We start from the raw sequence: 14,441 nt of genomic DNA on the forward strand, positions 1-14,441 counted from the left end.
GCTACTTACCAGCCTTTCCGACCTTGCGGCGGATGACTTCGCCGGCGTACTTGACACCCTTGGCCTTGTACGGGTCGGGCTTCCGCAGCTTGCGGATGTTGGCGGCGACCTCGCCGACCTTCTGCTTGTCGATGCCCTCGACCGAGAACTTGGTGGGCGACTCGACCTTGAAGGAGATGCCCTCGGGCGCCTCGATCAGGATCGGGTGGCTGTAACCAAGCTGGAACTCCAGGTCGGAGCCCTTCGCGGCGACGCGGTAACCGACACCGCTGATCTCGAGCGCCTTGACGTAACCCGTGGTCACGCCGGTGATCATGTTCGCCACCAGCGTGCGGGACAGGCCGTGCAGGGCCTTGTTCTGACGCTCGTCGTTGGGGCGGGTGACGTTCAGAACGCCGTCCTCACCCTTGACGATCTCGATCGGCGCCTTGACGGTGAGCGAAAGGGAACCCTTGGGGCCCTTCACAGCCACTGCCTGGCCGTCGATGGTGACGTCCACACCGGCGGGAACCTGGATGGGGAGCTTGCCGATTCGCGACATTGCTTTTCCTCCGTTCCCGACTACCAGACGTAGGCGAGGACTTCCCCACCTACGCCCTTCTTGCCTGCCTGCTGGCCGGTGAGCAGACCGTGGGACGTGGAGATGATCGCCACGCCCAGGCCGCCGAGCACCTTCGGCAGGTTGGTGGACTTTGCGTACACACGCAGACCGGGCTTCGAGATCCGCTTGATGCCCGCAATGGAGCGCTCGCGGTTCGGGCCGAACTTCAGCTCGAGGACGAGGTTCTTGCCGACCTCGGCGTCCTCGACCTTCCAGCCGGTGATGAAACCCTCCTGCTTGAGGATCTCTGCGATGTGCGACTTGATCTTGCTGTGCGGCATCACGACGGAGTCGTGGTACGCCGAGTTAGCGTTACGCAGACGCGTGAGCATGTCTGCGATCGGGTCAGTCATGGTCATGAAGTGGCCTTCGGCCTCTCTCGCCGGGGTTTCCTGTATGCGCCATCCCTCTCCCCACTCAGTGGCGGGACGGGTGCGGTGCGGGGACCTACGGCGTAGTAAGTCGTTATGGGCGGCGGACGCCCAACCACACAAGCCTAAGGCATGCGCGGCCGGGCATCCGCCGACCAGATGCTTACCGAGAGTCTCTGGTTGCTCCCAAGTCCTTGCGGACGAGAGGGAATTACCAGGAGCTCTTGGTCACGCCCGGCAGCTCGCCACGGTGAGCCATCTCACGAAGGCAGACGCGGCACAGGCCGAACTTGCGGTACACGGAGTGGGGACGACCGCAGCGCTGGCAGCGGGTGTACGCACGCACACCGAACTTGGGCTTGCGGGCAGCCTTCGCGATGAGAGCCTTCTTCGCCATCTCGCTTACGCCTCCTTGAAGGGGAAGCCGAGGTGACGAAGGAGCGCGCGGCCCTCAGCGTCGTTGGTCGCCGTGGTGACCACGGTGATGTCCATACCCCGGGTACGGTCGATCTTGTCCTGGTCGATCTCGTGGAACATGACCTGCTCCGTGAGACCGAAGGTGTAGTTGCCACGGCCGTCGAACTGCTTCGGCGACAGACCACGGAAGTCACGGATACGCGGCAGCGCGAGCGACAGCGTACGGTCCAGGAACTCCCACATGCGGTCACCACGGAGGGTGACGTGGCAGCCGATCGGCTGACCCTCGCGCAGCTTGAACTGCGCGATGGACTTGCGGGCCTTCGTGACGGCCGGCTTCTGACCGGTGATCGTCGTCAGGTCCTTGATGGCGCCGTCGATCAGCTTGGAGTCGCGGGCGGCGTCGCCCACACCCATGTTGACCACGATCTTCACGAGGCCGGGGATCTGCATGACGTTCTCGTACGAGAACTCTTCACGCAGCTTGCCCGCGATGTCCTCGCGGTACTTCGTCTTGAGACGCGGAGTGGTAGCCATCAGATGTCCTCACCCGTCCGCTTGGCAACGCGGATCTTGTTGCCCTCGTCGTCGAAGCGGAAACCGACGCGGGTAACGACCTTCTGGCCGTCCTTCTCCACAACCAGCTGAACGTTGCTGACGTGGATCGGCGCCTCGGTGATCACGATGCCACCGGTCTGCGAGCCACCAGCGGTCTGGCCGGCCTTGGTGTGCTTCTTGACCCGGTTGACACCCTCGACCAGGACGCGGTTCTCAGTAGGGATGGCCAGAATGACCTTGCCCTGCTTGCCCTTGTCCTTACCGGTGATGACCTGAACCAGGTCGCCCTTCTTGATCTTCATGCTTACAGCACCTCCGGCGCGAGCGAGATGATCTTCATGAACTTCTTCTCGCGCAGCTCACGGCCCACCGGGCCGAAGATACGGGTGCCGCGAGGGTCGCCGTCGTTCTTCAGAATGACGGCGGCGTTCTCGTCGAAGCGGATGTACGAGCCGTCCTGGCGGCGGCGTTCCTTCACGGTGCGAACGATGACCGCCTTGACGACGTCACCCTTCTTCACGTTGCCACCGGGGATCGCGTCCTTGACGGTGGCAACGATGACGTCACCGATGCCCGCGTAGCGGCGACCGGAGCCACCGAGAACACGGATGCAAAGGATCTCCTTGGCACCAGTGTTGTCGGCGACACGCAGTCGCGACTCCTGCTGGATCACGTCTATCTCCTGTTTGTCTGCCGGTTCCCGGCGGGGGCCTCACTCCGAAGAGCTACCGCCCCCACCGAGCCTGGCGGAACGAACCTGAGGGGCCCCCGGGCTTGCTGCCCGGGGCCTCAGATAATTACTTGGCCTTCTCGAGGATCTCGACGATGCGCCAGCGCTTGCTCGCCGACAGCGGACGCGTCTCCATGATGAGGACGCGGTCGCCGACGCCGGCAGCGTTCTGCTCGTCGTGCGCCTTGAGCTTGTTCGTACGGCGGATGACCTTGCCGTACAGAGCGTGCTTCACGCGGTCCTCGACAGCGACGACGACGGTCTTGTCCATCTTGTCGCTGACGACAAGACCCTCACGGGTCTTGCGGAAGCCGCGGTCAGTCGTCTCAGTCACGTTCTTCTCGCTCATCAGGCGCTCTCCACCGTCTCGATACCGAGCTCACGCTCGTGCATCAGGGTGTAGATGCGAGCGATGTCCTTACGGACGGACTTGAGCCGGCCGTTGTTCTCCAGCTGACCCGTGGCCGCCTGGAAGCGCAGCTTGAACAGCTCTTCCTTGGCCTCGCGCAGCTTGCCAACGAGCTCCTCGTTACCGAGCTCACGCAGCTCGGACGCCTTGGTTCCCGTCGCCATCACGACTCACCTGCCTCGCGCCGAACAATCCGGCACTTCATCGGAAGCTTGTGAGCAGCGCGGGTGAGCGCCTCACGAGCAATCTTCTCGTTCGGGTAGGACAGCTCGAACATGACCCGGCCCGGGTGCACGTTCGCGATCCACCACTCGGGAGAACCCTTACCGGAACCCATGCGGGTCTCGGCAGGCTTCTTCGTCAGGGGACGGTCCGGGTAGATGTTGATCCAGACCTTGCCGCCACGCTTGATGTGACGGGTCATCGCGATACGAGCCGCCTCGATCTGGCGGTTCGTCACGTAGGCGGGGGTAAGCGCCTGGATGCCGTACTCGCCGAACGAGACCTCAGTACCGCCCTTGGCCATACCGCGGCGCTTCGGGTGGTGCTGCTTGCGGTGCTTGACCCTACGAGGGATCAGCATGTCGGTCAGGCCTCCGTTCCGGTGCTCTCAGCCGGAGCGGCGGCGGGGGCGTCGGCCTTGGGGGCCTCCACACCAGCAGCCTGCTGCGGCTTGCGGCCACCACGGCCGCCGCGCTCGCCACCACGGCCACCACGGCCGGCGGGACGGTCGCCAGCGCCGGCGGCACCACGGGCCGGGCGGTTACCCGCACGGGCCGCAGCGTTCTCGGCGCGAACCTCGGCGATGTTCTTGACGTCGCCCTTGTAGATCCAGACCTTCACACCGATACGGCCGAAGGTGGTCTTGGCCTCGAAGAAGCCGTAGTCCACGTTCGCGCGGAGGGTGTGCAGCGGCACACGGCCTTCGCGGTAGAACTCGGAGCGGGACATCTCGGCGCCGCCGAGACGGCCGCCACACTGGATCTTGATGCCCTTGGCGCCGGCCTTCATCGTGCCCTGCATGCTCTTACGCATGGCGCGACGGAAGGAGACGCGGGAGGAGAGCTGCTCGGCAACGGCCTGCGCGACGAGCTGAGCGTCGACCTCGGGGTTCTTGACCTCGAGGATGTTCAGCTGGACCTGCTTGCCCGTGAGCTTCTCGAGGTCACCGCGAATGCGGTCGGCCTCGGCGCCACGGCGGCCGATGACGATGCCCGGACGAGCGGTGTGGATGTCCACACGCACGCGGTCACGGGTGCGCTCGATCTCAACCTTCGAGATGCCGGCGCGCTCCATGCCGGACGTCATCATCCTGCGGATGGCGACGTCTTCCTTGACGTAGTCCTTGTACAGCTTGTCGGCGTACCAACGCGACTTGAAGTCGGTGGTGATGCCGAGCCGGAACCCGTGCGGGTTTACCTTCTGGCCCATTACCGGGAACCTTCCTTGCTGCTGACGACCACGGTGATGTGGCTGGTCCGCTTGCGGATCCGGTAGGCACGGCCCTGGGCACGCGGACGGAACCGCTTCAGGGTCGGGCCCTCGTCCACGTACGCCTCGCTGATGACCAGCGTGGAGGCGTCGGGGTGGTTGTAGTTGTGTGCGGCGTTGGCAATGGCGCTGTCCAGCACCTTGCCGACCGGCACGCTCGCGGCCTGCGGGGCGAAACGCAGGACCGCCTGAGCCTCCGTGGCATCCATGCCACGGATAAGGTCCACCACTCGGCGGGCCTTCATGGGCGTGACGCGGATGTACCGCGCCTGGGCCCTGGCTTCCATGGTTGTCCCTTCGGTGTAAGTCATAGTCGTTTCCACCCCGCCTTTAGCGGCGCTTCGACTTCCGGTCGTCCTTGACGTGGCCGCGGAAGGTGCGAGTCGGCGAGAACTCGCCGAGCTTGTGGCCGACCATCGACTCGGTGACGAACACCGGGACGTGGATCTTGCCGTTGTGCACCGCGATGGTGTGACCCAGCATTGCCGGGACGATCATCGAGCGACGGGACCAGGTCTTGATGACGTTCTTGGTACCGGCTTCGTTCTGTACGTCCACCTTCTTGATGAGGTGTCCGTCGACGAAGGGTCCCTTCTTGAGACTGCGCGGCATCTAAACCCGCTCCTAGCGCTTCTTGTTCGTCTTGCGGCGGCGGACGATGTACTTGCTCGAAGCCTTCTTCGGCGAGCGAGTACGACCCTCCTTCTGACCCCACGGGGAGACCGGGTGACGACCACCGGAGGTCTTACCCTCACCACCACCGTGCGGGTGGTCGACCGGGTTCATCGCGACACCGCGGACGGAGGGGCGAACGCCCTTCCAGCGCATGCGGCCGGCCTTGCCCCAGTTGATGTTCGACTGCTCGGCGTTGCCGACCTCACCGACGGTGGCGCGGCAGCGGGCGTCGACGAGACGGATCTCACCGGACGGCATGCGGAGGTGGGCCATGACGCCCTCCTTCGCCAGCAGCTGCACGGAGGCACCAGCGGAGCGGGCGAACTTGGCGCCGCCACCGGGACGGAGCTCGATCGCGTGGATCGTGGTACCGACCGGGATGTTGCGGAGCGCCAGGTTGTTGCCGGGCTTGATGTCGGCCGTGGGGCCGTTCTCAATCCGGTCGCCCTGCTTCAGGTTCTTCGGCGCAATGATGTAGCGCTTCTCGCCGTCTGCGTAGTGCAGGAGCGCGATGCGCGCAGTGCGGTTGGGGTCGTACTCGATGTGCGCGACCTTGGCCGGCACGCCGTCCTTGTCGTGACGACGGAAGTCGATCACGCGGTAGGCGCGCTTGTGGCCGCCACCCTGGTGTCGAACCGTGATCCGACCGGTGTTGTTACGGCCGCCCTTGCTGTGCAGGGGGCGGACCAGCGACTTCTCCGGCGTGGACCGCGTGATCTCGACAAAGTCGGCGACGCTGGAGCCACGACGGCCCGGGGTCGTCGGCTTGTACTTGCGGATACCCATTTCTCAGTCCTCGTCCGATTCCGGACGACTAGACCTCCGTTAGGAGGCCTGGCCGCCGAAGATGTCGATTCGGTCGCCCTCAGCGAGGGTCACGATGGCGCGCTTGGTGTCAGCGCGCTTGCCGAAACCGGTCTTGGTGCGCTTGCGCTTACCCTGACGGTTGATCGTGTTGACCCCGGTGACCTTGACCCCGAAGACCGCCTCGACGGCCTGCTTGATCTGGGTCTTGTTGGAGCCGGGCGCGACGATGAACGTGTACTTGTTCTCGTCCAGCAGCGCGTAGCTCTTCTCCGAGACAACCGGCTTGATCAGCAGGTCGCGCGGGTCAGTGAAGGTCTTGCTGGTAACGGTCGCCTCAGACATCAGGCGTCGCTCCCTTCGGTCTCGTCGGCCTTGGGGCCAGACACGAAGGACTCGAAAGCGGTCTGAGTGAAGACCACGTCGTCAGAGACGATCACGTCGTACGTGTTCAGCTGGCCCGGCTCCAGGATGTGAACCTGGGGCAGGTTGCGGGCGGACAGCCACGCGGCCTCTTCGGAGCGGTCGACGACCAGGAGCAGGTTCTTGCGCTCCGAGATCTTGCCGAACAGCGTCTTGGCGGCCTTCGTGGAGGCGGCACCCTCGACCACGCCGGTGACGACGTGGATGCGGGAGTGACGCGCACGGTCCGAGAGGGCACCGCGGAGAGCGGCGGCCTTCATCTTCTTCGGGGTCCGCTGCGAGTAGTCACGCGGCTGCGGGCCGTGGACGACGCCACCGCCGACGAACTGCGGAGCGCGGGTGGAACCCTGGCGAGCGCGGCCGGTGCCCTTCTGGCGGTACGGCTTGCGGCCACCACCACGGACTTCGCCACGACGCTTGGTCTTGTGCGTGCCCTGACGGGCAGCGGCCAGCTGAGCGACGACGACCTGGTGGATCAGCGGAACGCTGGTCTTCGCGTCGAAGATCTCCGCGGGGAGCTCGACGGTACCGGCCTTGTCGCCTGCCGGCGAAAGGATGTCAATGGTGCTCATTAACTCAAGCCCCCTTAACCGCGGTACGGACCAGGACGAGGCCGCCGTTCGGACCGGGAACTGCGCCCTTGATCAGGAGCAGACCCTTCTCCGCGTCAACCGCGTGGATGGTCAGGTTCTGGGTGGTGACGCGCTCGTTGCCCATGCGACCGGCCATGCGCATGCCCTTGAAGACACGCCCAGGGGTGGCGCAGCCACCGATCGAACCGGGGGAGCGGTGCTTGCGCTGCACACCGTGACCGGCGCCGAGGCCCCGGAAGTTGTGCCGCTTCATGACACCGGCGAAGCCCTTGCCCTTGCTGTTGCCCGTGACGTCAACCTTGACGCCGGACTCGAACACGGCCGCGGTGATCTCCTGGCCGAGCGTGTACTCGCTGGCGTCAGAGGTGCGGAGCTCCACCAGGTGGCGGCGCGGGGTGACGTCGGCCTTGGCGAAGTGGCCCTTGAGGGGCTTGTTCACCTTGCGCGGGTCGATCTCGCCGAAGGCGATCTGGACCGACTCGTAGCCGTCGACATCGTTCGTACGGACCTGGGTAACGACGCAGGGTCCGGCCTTGACCACGGTCACCGGGACGACACGGTTGTTCTCGTCCCAGACCTGGGTCATGCCGAGCTTCTCGCCCAGGACGCCCTTGATCTGCTTTGCCATCTTCTCCGTGCCTCTCAGAGCTTGATCTCGATGTCAACGCCGGCCGGAAGGTCCAGGCGCATCAGCGAGTCAACGGTCTTGGGCGTCGGGTCGAGGATGTCGATCAGGCGCTTGTGCGTGCGCATCTCGAAGTGCTCGCGCGAGTCCTTGTACTTGTGCGGCGACTTGATGACGCAGTACACGTTCTTCTCAGTGGGCAGCGGCACCGGGCCCGCGACCGACGCACCAGTGCGCGTCACCGTCTCGACGATCTTCTTCGCCGACGAATCGATGACCTCGTGGTCGTAGGCCTTGAGCCGGATGCGGATCTTCTGTCCCGCCATGGCTACTCCGTAGTCCTGTCTGTTGTGGAAACGCTCTGGTTCTCGGCCGGCTGCGGATCGCTCCGCCGCTTTTCTCCGACCCACGCGGTCGGGCGTGTCGCGCTCCCTCTACAGAAAATTCCCATACGGAAATTCCCTCGTCCAAGGGGGCGCGGTCCCAGGACCGCAAGTCGGGGGCAAACACCCACCGAGTACCTGGCAGGCACCGTGCTGACGCTTCCCAGAAGATTCCCGTACGTCCGCCCCATTGCTGCCCCGAGGGACAGGTAGAGCGACGAGTACTGTGGGACTTGCTTCCGGTCCTCCCGGCGGGAGGCGCGCAGCATCGGCACACGGCCGAGCAACTTGAGTAGTCTGCCATACGAGACGGGCCCCTGGCCAATCGGGCCGAAGAGAATACCCCGCCACGCTGAGTGGTCAAGCCGCACCGCGCGCGCCACCCGACCGGGTTTCCTTCCCCAGGTCGCGCGGCGCGGCGCGGGACGGGCGGCCCGGCCGCCCGGCGGCTACTTCTTCTCGTTCTTCGCGTTCTGCGCGTCGCGGTCCAGCTCCGACTGCGGCGCCCGGCGGCCGCACACGGTTCCCCAGTTCACGGACGGGATCCCGCCGCACCACAGGTAGCCGTTGTCGGCGTTGGGCTTCCAGTCCTTCACGTGGATGTCCGCACAGTCCTTGACCGGAGCGAAGCGCGGGCACTTGCCGTCGAGCTTCTTGATCGTGTGGGCCCGCCAGGCGTCGACGCCCATCGAGGTCGAGTCCTTGTCCGGCATGTACCGGTTGACCGACCAGGAGGCGCCCATGGTGGCGAAGAGCGCGAGCACGCACACCATGCCCGCCGAGAGCTGTACGACCACCCGGCGCGGCAGCACCCGGGCCGCCGCCTCGCCGCCGGCGGGGCGCAGGGTGCGCCGGAGCCAGCCGGAGCCGCGGTCCACCGTGGCCATCAGGCCGAGCACGGCCAGGATCATCAGGCAGTACATGATGATCCACGTGGTGCGCGGGTAGAGCTGGACGGCCTTGTCGTGCGCCATGTGCGAGGCGAACCAGAAGCGGGCCAGCCAGGCGCCGGCCAGGGTGGCGGCGGCGGTGCGCACCATGATGCTGCGCAGCCCCAGGCCCATGCCGAGGCCCACGCCGAACAGGAGCAGCAGCGCGAACCCGCTCTGCCCCGCCATCTCCCCCGCCACCGGCCAGGTCTGGTACGTCAGCTCCCCGGAGCGGTCGGAGACCCAGCCCAGGACGTACGCCGGATCCGCGTACGCGGCGAGGAAGGCGTAGCGGTCCGGGTTCTCGGAGCCCAGCCGGACCATCTGGTAGAGCAGCGGCGCCCCGATGACGCCGGCCGTGAGGACGGTGACGCCCACGTACGCGGCCGTGGCCTTGATCTTCGCCGCACCGCCCCGCCAGGGGAACAGGAACAGCAGGAGCAGGCCGACGCCCGGCGCGGCCCAGACGTACCAGCCGGAGTACCAGAGGAACAGCACGCCGAAGGCGAGCCCCAGCAGGGCCCCGCCGAGCAGCATCCGGCCGCGCGGGCGCTCGGGCGCACGGCGCATCTCGCGCAGCCAGTAGCCGAGCAGCGGCAGCAGCACGATCATCGTGACGTGGCTGTACGGGCGGATCGGGTCGAGGAAGAGCACGGCCGACGGCACGGCGATCAGCAGCGCCCAGAACGGGCGGAGCAGCAGCCGCCAGGCGGCGTAGGCCATCGGGCCGGCCACCGCGGTGAAGAAGATCTGCATGTCCTGCAGGGCCATGCCCATGCCGCGGGCGCCGCCGTGGCGGACCTCCGCCCAGAGGGCCATCAGCGCGGGGAAGCCGGGCGGGTAGATGCCGGACATGCCCTCGCCGTGCAGGAACGAGTTGCCCATGGCGATCAGGACGCTCGGGTCGCCCTCCTGGCCGCCCAGCGCCCAGGGGGTGCCGCGCAGTGCGACGACCACGCCGCCGGCGACGACGCCGGTGGCCAGACCCGCCAGGGCGGCGCACACCATGCGCTTGACGAGCTGGTGGCGGCGCAGGGTCCCGCGGTAGGCGGTGTACAGGAGCAGCGCGAGCAGCGGGATGCCGAGGACGGCCACGTACTGCTGCAGCTTGGCGAGACCGCTGACCTGGCCGATGCGGTTGAGGGGGTTGACGCTGATGTGCGTGCACAGCAGCGTGTAGCCGAGGGCGGCTGTGAGACTGACCACGACCTCGGCGAAGCTCAGCGCCCAGCGCTTCGACGTCCAGGCGGGCAGTCCCCGGCCCTTCCGCGGTATCGCACCACCGTCGGGGACCCCGGTACGGCTGTGCGCCGTAGCGGCCTCTCCGGCCGGTCCGTGGGAGGCCAGGTTGGTCATCTCATCCACTTCCGTTGGGTGTCGCCGCTGGTCGAGGGCCCGAAGGACGCGCGGGCGCGGCTGTGCGGGCGCGGCGGGCAGCAGGGTCACCGACGATCGCGCGGCGCCGGTCCCCCGTGGTCGAAGCCGGCAAACCGTGTCACGTACATGCCTGGCCGACGCGTCCCGCCGCAGCGGCGCCAACCCTACCAAGCAGGCGGGAACCGCCCCGACCCACTGGGCTACCGGCGCACGGGCTCGGGGCGCCTGCCGGTAGGCTCAACAGCCATGATAGTTACCGCTCCCGCGCCGTCCCCGGTGGCAGAACGCCGGCCGCCGCGCGGCCGCGGCGGCCGCCTCAGACGCGCCATCGCCCTCGTATCTGCCGAGGCCGCAGTCTCGATCTTCGCCGCCCTCTTCCTCACCTACCTGGGCAAGCGTCTGCATGTGAACCCGATGCAGCGAATCGGGCAGGTCAGCGGCCTGGCGGCCATCCAGCTCCGGTTGCTGCTGCTGCTCGCGGTGACCGTTCTCCTCTACCTCGCGCTGTCGCGGCGGTGGCCGGGTGCCGCCGTCAACATCGGCGCCGCGACGGTCGCCGGTCTGGCCACGGGTGTGACCGCGGCCGGCAACGTCGTCGCCCTGCGCGGCACGACCTGGCCGCTCAACGGGTACGGGGGTGACATCGGCAACCTCCAGACGTGGGCGTTCAACGTCATCGACGGGGTGCCGCTGCCGCCCGAGTACCCGCCGGGCTTCCCCCACTTCCTCGCCTTCGTCGCCCAGGTGGGCTTCGACGGGCAGGTGGCGTACGCCGCGAAGTGGGTGATGATCGGCTTCCTCGCGATCTCCGGTCCCGTCGCCTACCTGGCCTGGCGCATGCTGCTGCCCCCGCTGTGGGCGCTCGGCATCGGCCTGACCTCGGCGCTTCCGCTGTTCGACCTGTACAAGCCGTACTCCCCGCTCGTACTGGTCGTCGTGATCCCGGTCTTCGCCAAGCTGGTGCAGGTCACCATGGGCTCGGCGCTGCTGAGCCGCCGCCAGGCCCTTGCCGTCGGCGGCGGCCTCGGTGCCCTGCTCGCCGGTCTGTTCCTGATGTACGCGGGCTGGTTCGTCTGGTCCGCGGTCGGCGTCGTCGTGCTCTTCGCGATCGTGCTGGCGGGGCTCTTCCGCTCCGGCGGGGCGAAGGCACTGTGGCAGGGACTGCTGCCGCTGCTGGCCGCGACGGTGGTCTTCCTCGCCCTGGCCGGCCAGTACATGGTCCGGCTGCTCGGCGCGAGCGGCACCACGAAGGACACGTACTTCTACTTCGACACGTTCACCGATCCCGCGTACTTCGCGATGTGGGGCGTCGACAGCCCGGGGCCGCAGCGCCTCGCGGGCTGGCCGCCGCTCGGTGAGCTCGGCGGTGTCGGGCTGTTCCCGATCCTGCTGGTGCTCGGGCTGGCGGTGGCGCTCGGCCTCGCCCTGCGCCAGCCGATGGTGCTGACCCTGGCGGCGTGCACGGCGAGCGCGTTCCTGCTGCGCTACTGGTACGCCTCGCACATGGCCCGCGACCACGCCGTACAGCTGTACCCGCGGACCAGCATCCAGATCATGTACTGCCTGCTCGCGCTGACCGGGCTCGCCGTCTACTACGCGGTCCAGCGCATCCGGGACTGGTCCCGCAGTCACGAGACGCTGACGCTGACGCTGCCCCGGCGGACCGCGCGGGGGCCGCGCCGGTCCGTCGTCATCGGCGCGCTGTGCGCGCTGGGCCTGCTCTACGGGATGGCCGGCTCGGCGACCGCCGACGCGTTCATGCCGAAGAACCCGGACCAGAAGTCGCTGGGCACGCTGGCCTGGTACGCCCACAACCTCCAGCAGCCGAACGGGAAGTGCCCGCACTACGCCGTCAAGGATCTCTGCGGGGTCTTCAACCTGCCGGAGCGCCCGGGGCCGGGGCCGAAGAAGCCCTGACCCGACGCACGTAGAAGTACACGTACGTAGAAGCGGCCTGCCGCCGGTCCGAGGACCGGCGGCAGGCCGCTTCTACGTGCTGCGTGTCTCTTCCCTCAGCCCCGGCCGGGCGTGAAGGCGTGCTTGGCCAGGGTGAGGGCGCCGTCCCGCTGCCCGCGGCGCAGCGCGCCGGGGAGCATCGTCAGCGCGTGGAAGCGCGAGGCGCTGTGGAAGCGGGCCGCGCGGGCCGCCTTGGGCCAGCCGCGGGCGTCCATGCGCGCGGCCACCGCGGCGAAGTACCGCTCGGCCTCGGTGAAGCGGGTGCCGGAGAAGGCCTGCACCGAGGACTCGCTGACGGCGTGCCGGCGGTACTGGAAGACGGTGGTCGCGTTGTCGATCACCATCTCCTCGCCGGCCTCCAGGAGGTCGACGACCAGCGCCAGGTCCTGGATGACCGAGTAGTCGTCCCGGAAGTTCACCTTGCGCAGCGCCTCGCCGCGCCAGGCGATGGAGGGGAAGTAGAGCCAGTTGCCGCGCAGCACGCTGGCGGCCAGCTCCTCCCCCGCCATCAGGCGTCGGCCCTTGACCTGCGGCGCGTACAGCTTCTTCTTGGTGTTGTCCGCGAGGCCCTGGGTCACCTTGCCGTCGCCGTCGATGACCTCGACGCCGGGCTGGACCATGCCGATGCCCTCATGGGCGTCGACGATGGCGCGGACGGTCTCCAGGTAGTGCGGGTGCAGGAGGTCGTCGCAGCCCATGATGACCACGTAGTCGGCCTCGGAGAGCTGCACGCACTTCTGGAAGTTCTTGGTGATGCCGAGGTTCTGCTCGTTGCGGGTGTAGTGCACCCGCTCGTCGCCGAGCTGCTCGAACCAGCCCGGTACGTCGGGCTCCTTGCCGTCGTCGATGACGACGAGCCGGAAGTCCCGGTCGGTCTGGGCCAGGACGCTGCGGACCGCGTCCTGCATCAGCTGCACGTCCCCGTAGTAGGGGAGCATGAGGTCGAACGTCGCCATGGGGCGTCAGGCCTTCACGGAATCGGAGTCGGAGTCGGCGTCGGCGTCGGCGTCGGCGTCGGCAGTGGACTTCGCCGGGGCGGCGACGGCTTCGGCGTCCGAGCGGAGGCGCTCGTCGTTGTGCCGGAGGCTCTCGTTGATGGCCACCGTCCGCGCCAGGTCGGTGATCTTCTTCTCGAGGGACCGGAAGCGCAGGAAGGTGTTGAGCGTGAGGAAGCCCATCGCGAGCACCATCACGTAGAGAACCAGGTCGGTGCCTCGGCCGACGCCGAGCTGCTGGGCGAGCCAGGTGACGTCGGTCGGCCGGAGCACCGCGTACACGTTGACGACGACGAACACCGAGAACGCGATGCGCTTCCAGGCCCGGTTCTTGGCCTGGCTCCAGGTCCGTATGAACATCAGTGCCATGGACACGGAGCCCAGGATCAGCAGCAGCTGGATCCAGAAGTACTTCATCGACGTCCACGCTCCCGCAGCGAAATGTCAAAAAGGATGTTCACGCCGTTGATCAGGGACTGACCCTTGGCCCGTGAGTAGTCGGTGTAGAGGATGTCCACCGGTACCTCGGTGACCCGCAGACCGGAGCCGGCCAGGAAGCCGACGAGCTCGGACGCATGGGCCATGCCGTTCATGGTGATGTTCAGTTGCTCGGCGGCATCCCGGCCCAGGACGCGCAGACCGTTGTGCGCGTCGGTGAGCTTGAGCTTGCGAGCGGTGGGGCTGACCGCGGCGGCCGTGCGCAGCACGACCTGCTTGATCCACGGCACCTGGCCGTTCTGCTCGATGAAACGCGAGCCGAGTACGACGTCCGCCGCTCCGCTGCGCAGCACCGCGACCATCGTCTCGACGTCCTTGGTCTGGTGCTGGCCGTCCGCGTCGAAGGTCGCGAAGTAGCGGGCGCCGGGCTGGGCGAGCGCGTACGTGAGACCGGTCTGGAGGGCCGCCCCCTGGCCGAGGTTGACCGGGTGGCGGACCAGGTGGGCGCCGGTCGTCGCTATGTGCTTGGCCGAGTCGTCCGTGGAGCCGTCATCGACGACGACGATGTTGGGGAACGTCTTGCGGGCCCCCTCGACCACGTCGGCGATCACCTGGCCCTCGTTATAGGCCGGTATGACCAGCCAGACATCGTCGTATTGGGACACG

The 14,441-nt window shown here is 67.4% G+C and carries 22 protein-coding genes; 1 reads left to right on the forward strand and 21 read right to left on the reverse strand.

Annotated elements, in window-relative coordinates:
* Position 1 precedes the first annotated feature (1 nt).
* The 18 genes from rplF to NLX94_RS35320 form a co-directional block, all read right to left on the reverse strand.
* On the reverse strand, positions 2-541 hold the full coding sequence (rplF, locus tag NLX94_RS35235; RefSeq protein ID WP_254387360.1) for a 50S ribosomal protein L6: 540 nt from the start codon (positions 539-541) through the stop codon (positions 2-4).
* A gap of 20 nt (positions 542-561) precedes the next feature.
* Positions 562-960, reverse strand: a complete 399-nt coding sequence (gene rpsH, locus NLX94_RS35240; RefSeq protein ID WP_008739698.1) for a 30S ribosomal protein S8 — start codon at positions 958-960, stop codon at positions 562-564.
* A 223-nt stretch (positions 961-1,183) separates the two neighbouring features.
* On the reverse strand, positions 1,184-1,369 hold the full coding sequence (locus tag NLX94_RS35245) for a type Z 30S ribosomal protein S14 (RefSeq protein ID WP_003956452.1): 186 nt from the start codon (positions 1,367-1,369) through the stop codon (positions 1,184-1,186).
* A gap of 5 nt (positions 1,370-1,374) precedes the next feature.
* Positions 1,375-1,926, reverse strand: a complete 552-nt coding sequence (gene rplE / locus NLX94_RS35250) for a 50S ribosomal protein L5 (RefSeq protein ID WP_030008469.1) — start codon at positions 1,924-1,926, stop codon at positions 1,375-1,377.
* Positions 1,926-2,249: a 50S ribosomal protein L24 gene (gene rplX / locus NLX94_RS35255; protein WP_215023444.1), complete on the reverse strand. Its 324-nt coding sequence runs from the start codon at positions 2,247-2,249 to the stop codon at positions 1,926-1,928. The genes rplE and rplX overlap by 1 nt, the downstream gene beginning before the upstream one ends.
* A gap of 2 nt (positions 2,250-2,251) precedes the next feature.
* Positions 2,252-2,620 (reverse strand): 50S ribosomal protein L14, encoded by a 369-nt coding sequence (gene rplN / locus NLX94_RS35260; RefSeq protein ID WP_003956455.1) that lies wholly within the window; start codon positions 2,618-2,620, stop codon positions 2,252-2,254.
* A gap of 124 nt (positions 2,621-2,744) precedes the next feature.
* A complete protein-coding gene (gene rpsQ, locus NLX94_RS35265) occupies positions 2,745-3,026 on the reverse strand; it encodes a 30S ribosomal protein S17 (protein WP_243333368.1) in 282 nt (93 codons plus the stop codon).
* Entirely contained in the window at positions 3,026-3,250 is a 225-nt protein-coding gene (gene rpmC, locus NLX94_RS35270; protein WP_008739703.1) for a 50S ribosomal protein L29, read from the reverse strand. Before rpmC ends, rpsQ begins: the two co-directional genes overlap by 1 nt.
* Positions 3,250-3,669: a 50S ribosomal protein L16 gene (rplP, locus tag NLX94_RS35275; protein WP_030026326.1), complete on the reverse strand. Its 420-nt coding sequence runs from the start codon at positions 3,667-3,669 to the stop codon at positions 3,250-3,252. The genes rpmC and rplP overlap by 1 nt, the downstream gene beginning before the upstream one ends.
* 5 nt (positions 3,670-3,674) lie before the next feature.
* Positions 3,675-4,517 carry a 30S ribosomal protein S3 gene (gene rpsC / locus NLX94_RS35280; protein WP_254387361.1) on the reverse strand — a complete coding sequence of 281 codons (843 nt, stop codon included), beginning with the start codon at positions 4,515-4,517 and terminating at the stop codon, positions 3,675-3,677.
* The gene (rplV, locus tag NLX94_RS35285; RefSeq protein ID WP_007265904.1) at positions 4,517-4,864 is read right to left on the reverse strand and encodes a 50S ribosomal protein L22; all 348 of its coding nucleotides are present in this window, start codon (positions 4,862-4,864) and stop codon (positions 4,517-4,519) included. Before rplV ends, rpsC begins: the two co-directional genes overlap by 1 nt.
* A gap of 43 nt (positions 4,865-4,907) precedes the next feature.
* Positions 4,908-5,189 carry a 30S ribosomal protein S19 gene (gene rpsS / locus NLX94_RS35290; RefSeq protein WP_003966956.1) on the reverse strand — a complete coding sequence of 94 codons (282 nt, stop codon included), beginning with the start codon at positions 5,187-5,189 and terminating at the stop codon, positions 4,908-4,910.
* 12 nt (positions 5,190-5,201) lie between these two features.
* Complete coding sequence (rplB, locus tag NLX94_RS35295; RefSeq protein WP_254387362.1) at positions 5,202-6,038, reverse strand: 50S ribosomal protein L2; 837 nt, start codon at positions 6,036-6,038, stop codon at positions 5,202-5,204.
* Between the two features lie 39 nt (positions 6,039-6,077).
* On the reverse strand, positions 6,078-6,401 hold the full coding sequence (rplW, locus tag NLX94_RS35300) for a 50S ribosomal protein L23 (RefSeq protein WP_030154694.1): 324 nt from the start codon (positions 6,399-6,401) through the stop codon (positions 6,078-6,080).
* Positions 6,401-7,051, reverse strand: coding sequence for a 50S ribosomal protein L4 (rplD, locus tag NLX94_RS35305; protein ID WP_254387363.1), 651 nt, complete (start codon positions 7,049-7,051; stop codon positions 6,401-6,403). Before rplD ends, rplW begins: the two co-directional genes overlap by 1 nt.
* Before the next feature lie 4 nt (positions 7,052-7,055).
* Positions 7,056-7,700 carry a 50S ribosomal protein L3 gene (gene rplC / locus NLX94_RS35310; RefSeq protein ID WP_254387364.1) on the reverse strand — a complete coding sequence of 215 codons (645 nt, stop codon included), beginning with the start codon at positions 7,698-7,700 and terminating at the stop codon, positions 7,056-7,058.
* 14 nt (positions 7,701-7,714) lie between these two features.
* Positions 7,715-8,023: a 30S ribosomal protein S10 gene (gene rpsJ / locus NLX94_RS35315; protein ID WP_003948644.1), complete on the reverse strand. Its 309-nt coding sequence runs from the start codon at positions 8,021-8,023 to the stop codon at positions 7,715-7,717.
* 506 nt (positions 8,024-8,529) lie between these two features.
* Positions 8,530-10,374 carry a hypothetical protein gene (locus NLX94_RS35320; RefSeq protein WP_254387365.1) on the reverse strand — a complete coding sequence of 615 codons (1,845 nt, stop codon included), beginning with the start codon at positions 10,372-10,374 and terminating at the stop codon, positions 8,530-8,532.
* 258 nt (positions 10,375-10,632) lie between these two features.
* Between NLX94_RS35320 and NLX94_RS35325 the strand changes: the two genes are divergently transcribed.
* Positions 10,633-12,303, forward strand: a complete 1,671-nt coding sequence (locus NLX94_RS35325; RefSeq protein ID WP_254387366.1) for a hypothetical protein — start codon at positions 10,633-10,635, stop codon at positions 12,301-12,303.
* 95 nt (positions 12,304-12,398) lie between these two features.
* Here NLX94_RS35325 and NLX94_RS35330 read toward each other — a convergent pair whose 3' ends face one another.
* The 3 genes from NLX94_RS35330 to NLX94_RS35345 are packed head-to-tail and all read right to left on the reverse strand — an operon-like array spanning position 12,399 to position 14,440.
* Entirely contained in the window at positions 12,399-13,298 is a 900-nt protein-coding gene (locus NLX94_RS35330) for a glycosyltransferase (RefSeq protein ID WP_254387367.1), read from the reverse strand.
* Positions 13,299-13,304: 6 nt separating this feature from the next.
* On the reverse strand, positions 13,305-13,754 hold the full coding sequence (locus tag NLX94_RS39180; protein ID WP_302171348.1) for a DUF2304 domain-containing protein: 450 nt from the start codon (positions 13,752-13,754) through the stop codon (positions 13,305-13,307).
* Positions 13,751-14,440 (reverse strand): glycosyltransferase family 2 protein, encoded by a 690-nt coding sequence (locus NLX94_RS35345; protein WP_254387368.1) that lies wholly within the window; start codon positions 14,438-14,440, stop codon positions 13,751-13,753. The genes NLX94_RS39180 and NLX94_RS35345 overlap by 4 nt, the downstream gene beginning before the upstream one ends.
* Between the last annotated feature and the right edge of the window lies 1 nt (position 14,441).

Origin of the sequence: Streptomyces sp. TBY4, assembly GCF_024213195.1 — a bacterium.
Taxonomy (GTDB): Bacteria; Actinomycetota; Actinomycetes; order Streptomycetales; family Streptomycetaceae; genus Streptomyces.

What these genes read in the sequence shown, in the direction of transcription:
- rplP (WP_030026326.1), bottom strand. Translation starts at nt 3,669, where the DNA reads ATGCTGATCCCTCGTAGGGTCAAGCACCGCAAGCAGCACCACCCGAAG.
- rplX (WP_215023444.1), bottom strand. Translation starts at nt 2,249, where the DNA reads ATGAAGATCAAGAAGGGCGACCTGGTTCAGGTCATCACCGGTAAGGAC.
- NLX94_RS35245 (WP_003956452.1), bottom strand. Translation starts at nt 1,369, where the DNA reads ATGGCGAAGAAGGCTCTCATCGCGAAGGCTGCCCGCAAGCCCAAGTTC.
- rpmC (WP_008739703.1), bottom strand. Translation starts at nt 3,250, where the DNA reads ATGGCGACGGGAACCAAGGCGTCCGAGCTGCGTGAGCTCGGTAACGAG.
- rpsJ (WP_003948644.1), bottom strand. Translation starts at nt 8,023, where the DNA reads ATGGCGGGACAGAAGATCCGCATCCGGCTCAAGGCCTACGACCACGAG.
- rplV (WP_007265904.1), bottom strand. Translation starts at nt 4,864, where the DNA reads ATGGAAGCCAGGGCCCAGGCGCGGTACATCCGCGTCACGCCCATGAAG.
- rplE (WP_030008469.1), bottom strand. Translation starts at nt 1,926, where the DNA reads ATGGCTACCACTCCGCGTCTCAAGACGAAGTACCGCGAGGACATCGCG.
- rpsH (WP_008739698.1), bottom strand. Translation starts at nt 960, where the DNA reads ATGACCATGACTGACCCGATCGCAGACATGCTCACGCGTCTGCGTAAC.
- rpsS (WP_003966956.1), bottom strand. Translation starts at nt 5,189, where the DNA reads ATGCCGCGCAGTCTCAAGAAGGGACCCTTCGTCGACGGACACCTCATC.
- rplW (WP_030154694.1), bottom strand. Translation starts at nt 6,401, where the DNA reads ATGTCTGAGGCGACCGTTACCAGCAAGACCTTCACTGACCCGCGCGAC.
- rplC (WP_254387364.1), bottom strand. Translation starts at nt 7,700, where the DNA reads ATGGCAAAGCAGATCAAGGGCGTCCTGGGCGAGAAGCTCGGCATGACC.
- rplD (WP_254387363.1), bottom strand. Translation starts at nt 7,051, where the DNA reads ATGAGCACCATTGACATCCTTTCGCCGGCAGGCGACAAGGCCGGTACC.
- rpsC (WP_254387361.1), bottom strand. Translation starts at nt 4,517, where the DNA reads ATGGGCCAGAAGGTAAACCCGCACGGGTTCCGGCTCGGCATCACCACC.
- NLX94_RS35325 (WP_254387366.1), top strand. Translation starts at nt 10,633, where the DNA reads ATGATAGTTACCGCTCCCGCGCCGTCCCCGGTGGCAGAACGCCGGCCG.
- NLX94_RS35330 (WP_254387367.1), bottom strand. Translation starts at nt 13,298, where the DNA reads ATGGCGACGTTCGACCTCATGCTCCCCTACTACGGGGACGTGCAGCTG.
- rplF (WP_254387360.1), bottom strand. Translation starts at nt 541, where the DNA reads ATGTCGCGAATCGGCAAGCTCCCCATCCAGGTTCCCGCCGGTGTGGAC.
- NLX94_RS39180 (WP_302171348.1), bottom strand. Translation starts at nt 13,754, where the DNA reads ATGAAGTACTTCTGGATCCAGCTGCTGCTGATCCTGGGCTCCGTGTCC.
- rplB (WP_254387362.1), bottom strand. Translation starts at nt 6,038, where the DNA reads ATGGGTATCCGCAAGTACAAGCCGACGACCCCGGGCCGTCGTGGCTCC.
- rpsQ (WP_243333368.1), bottom strand. Translation starts at nt 3,026, where the DNA reads ATGAGCGAGAAGAACGTGACTGAGACGACTGACCGCGGCTTCCGCAAG.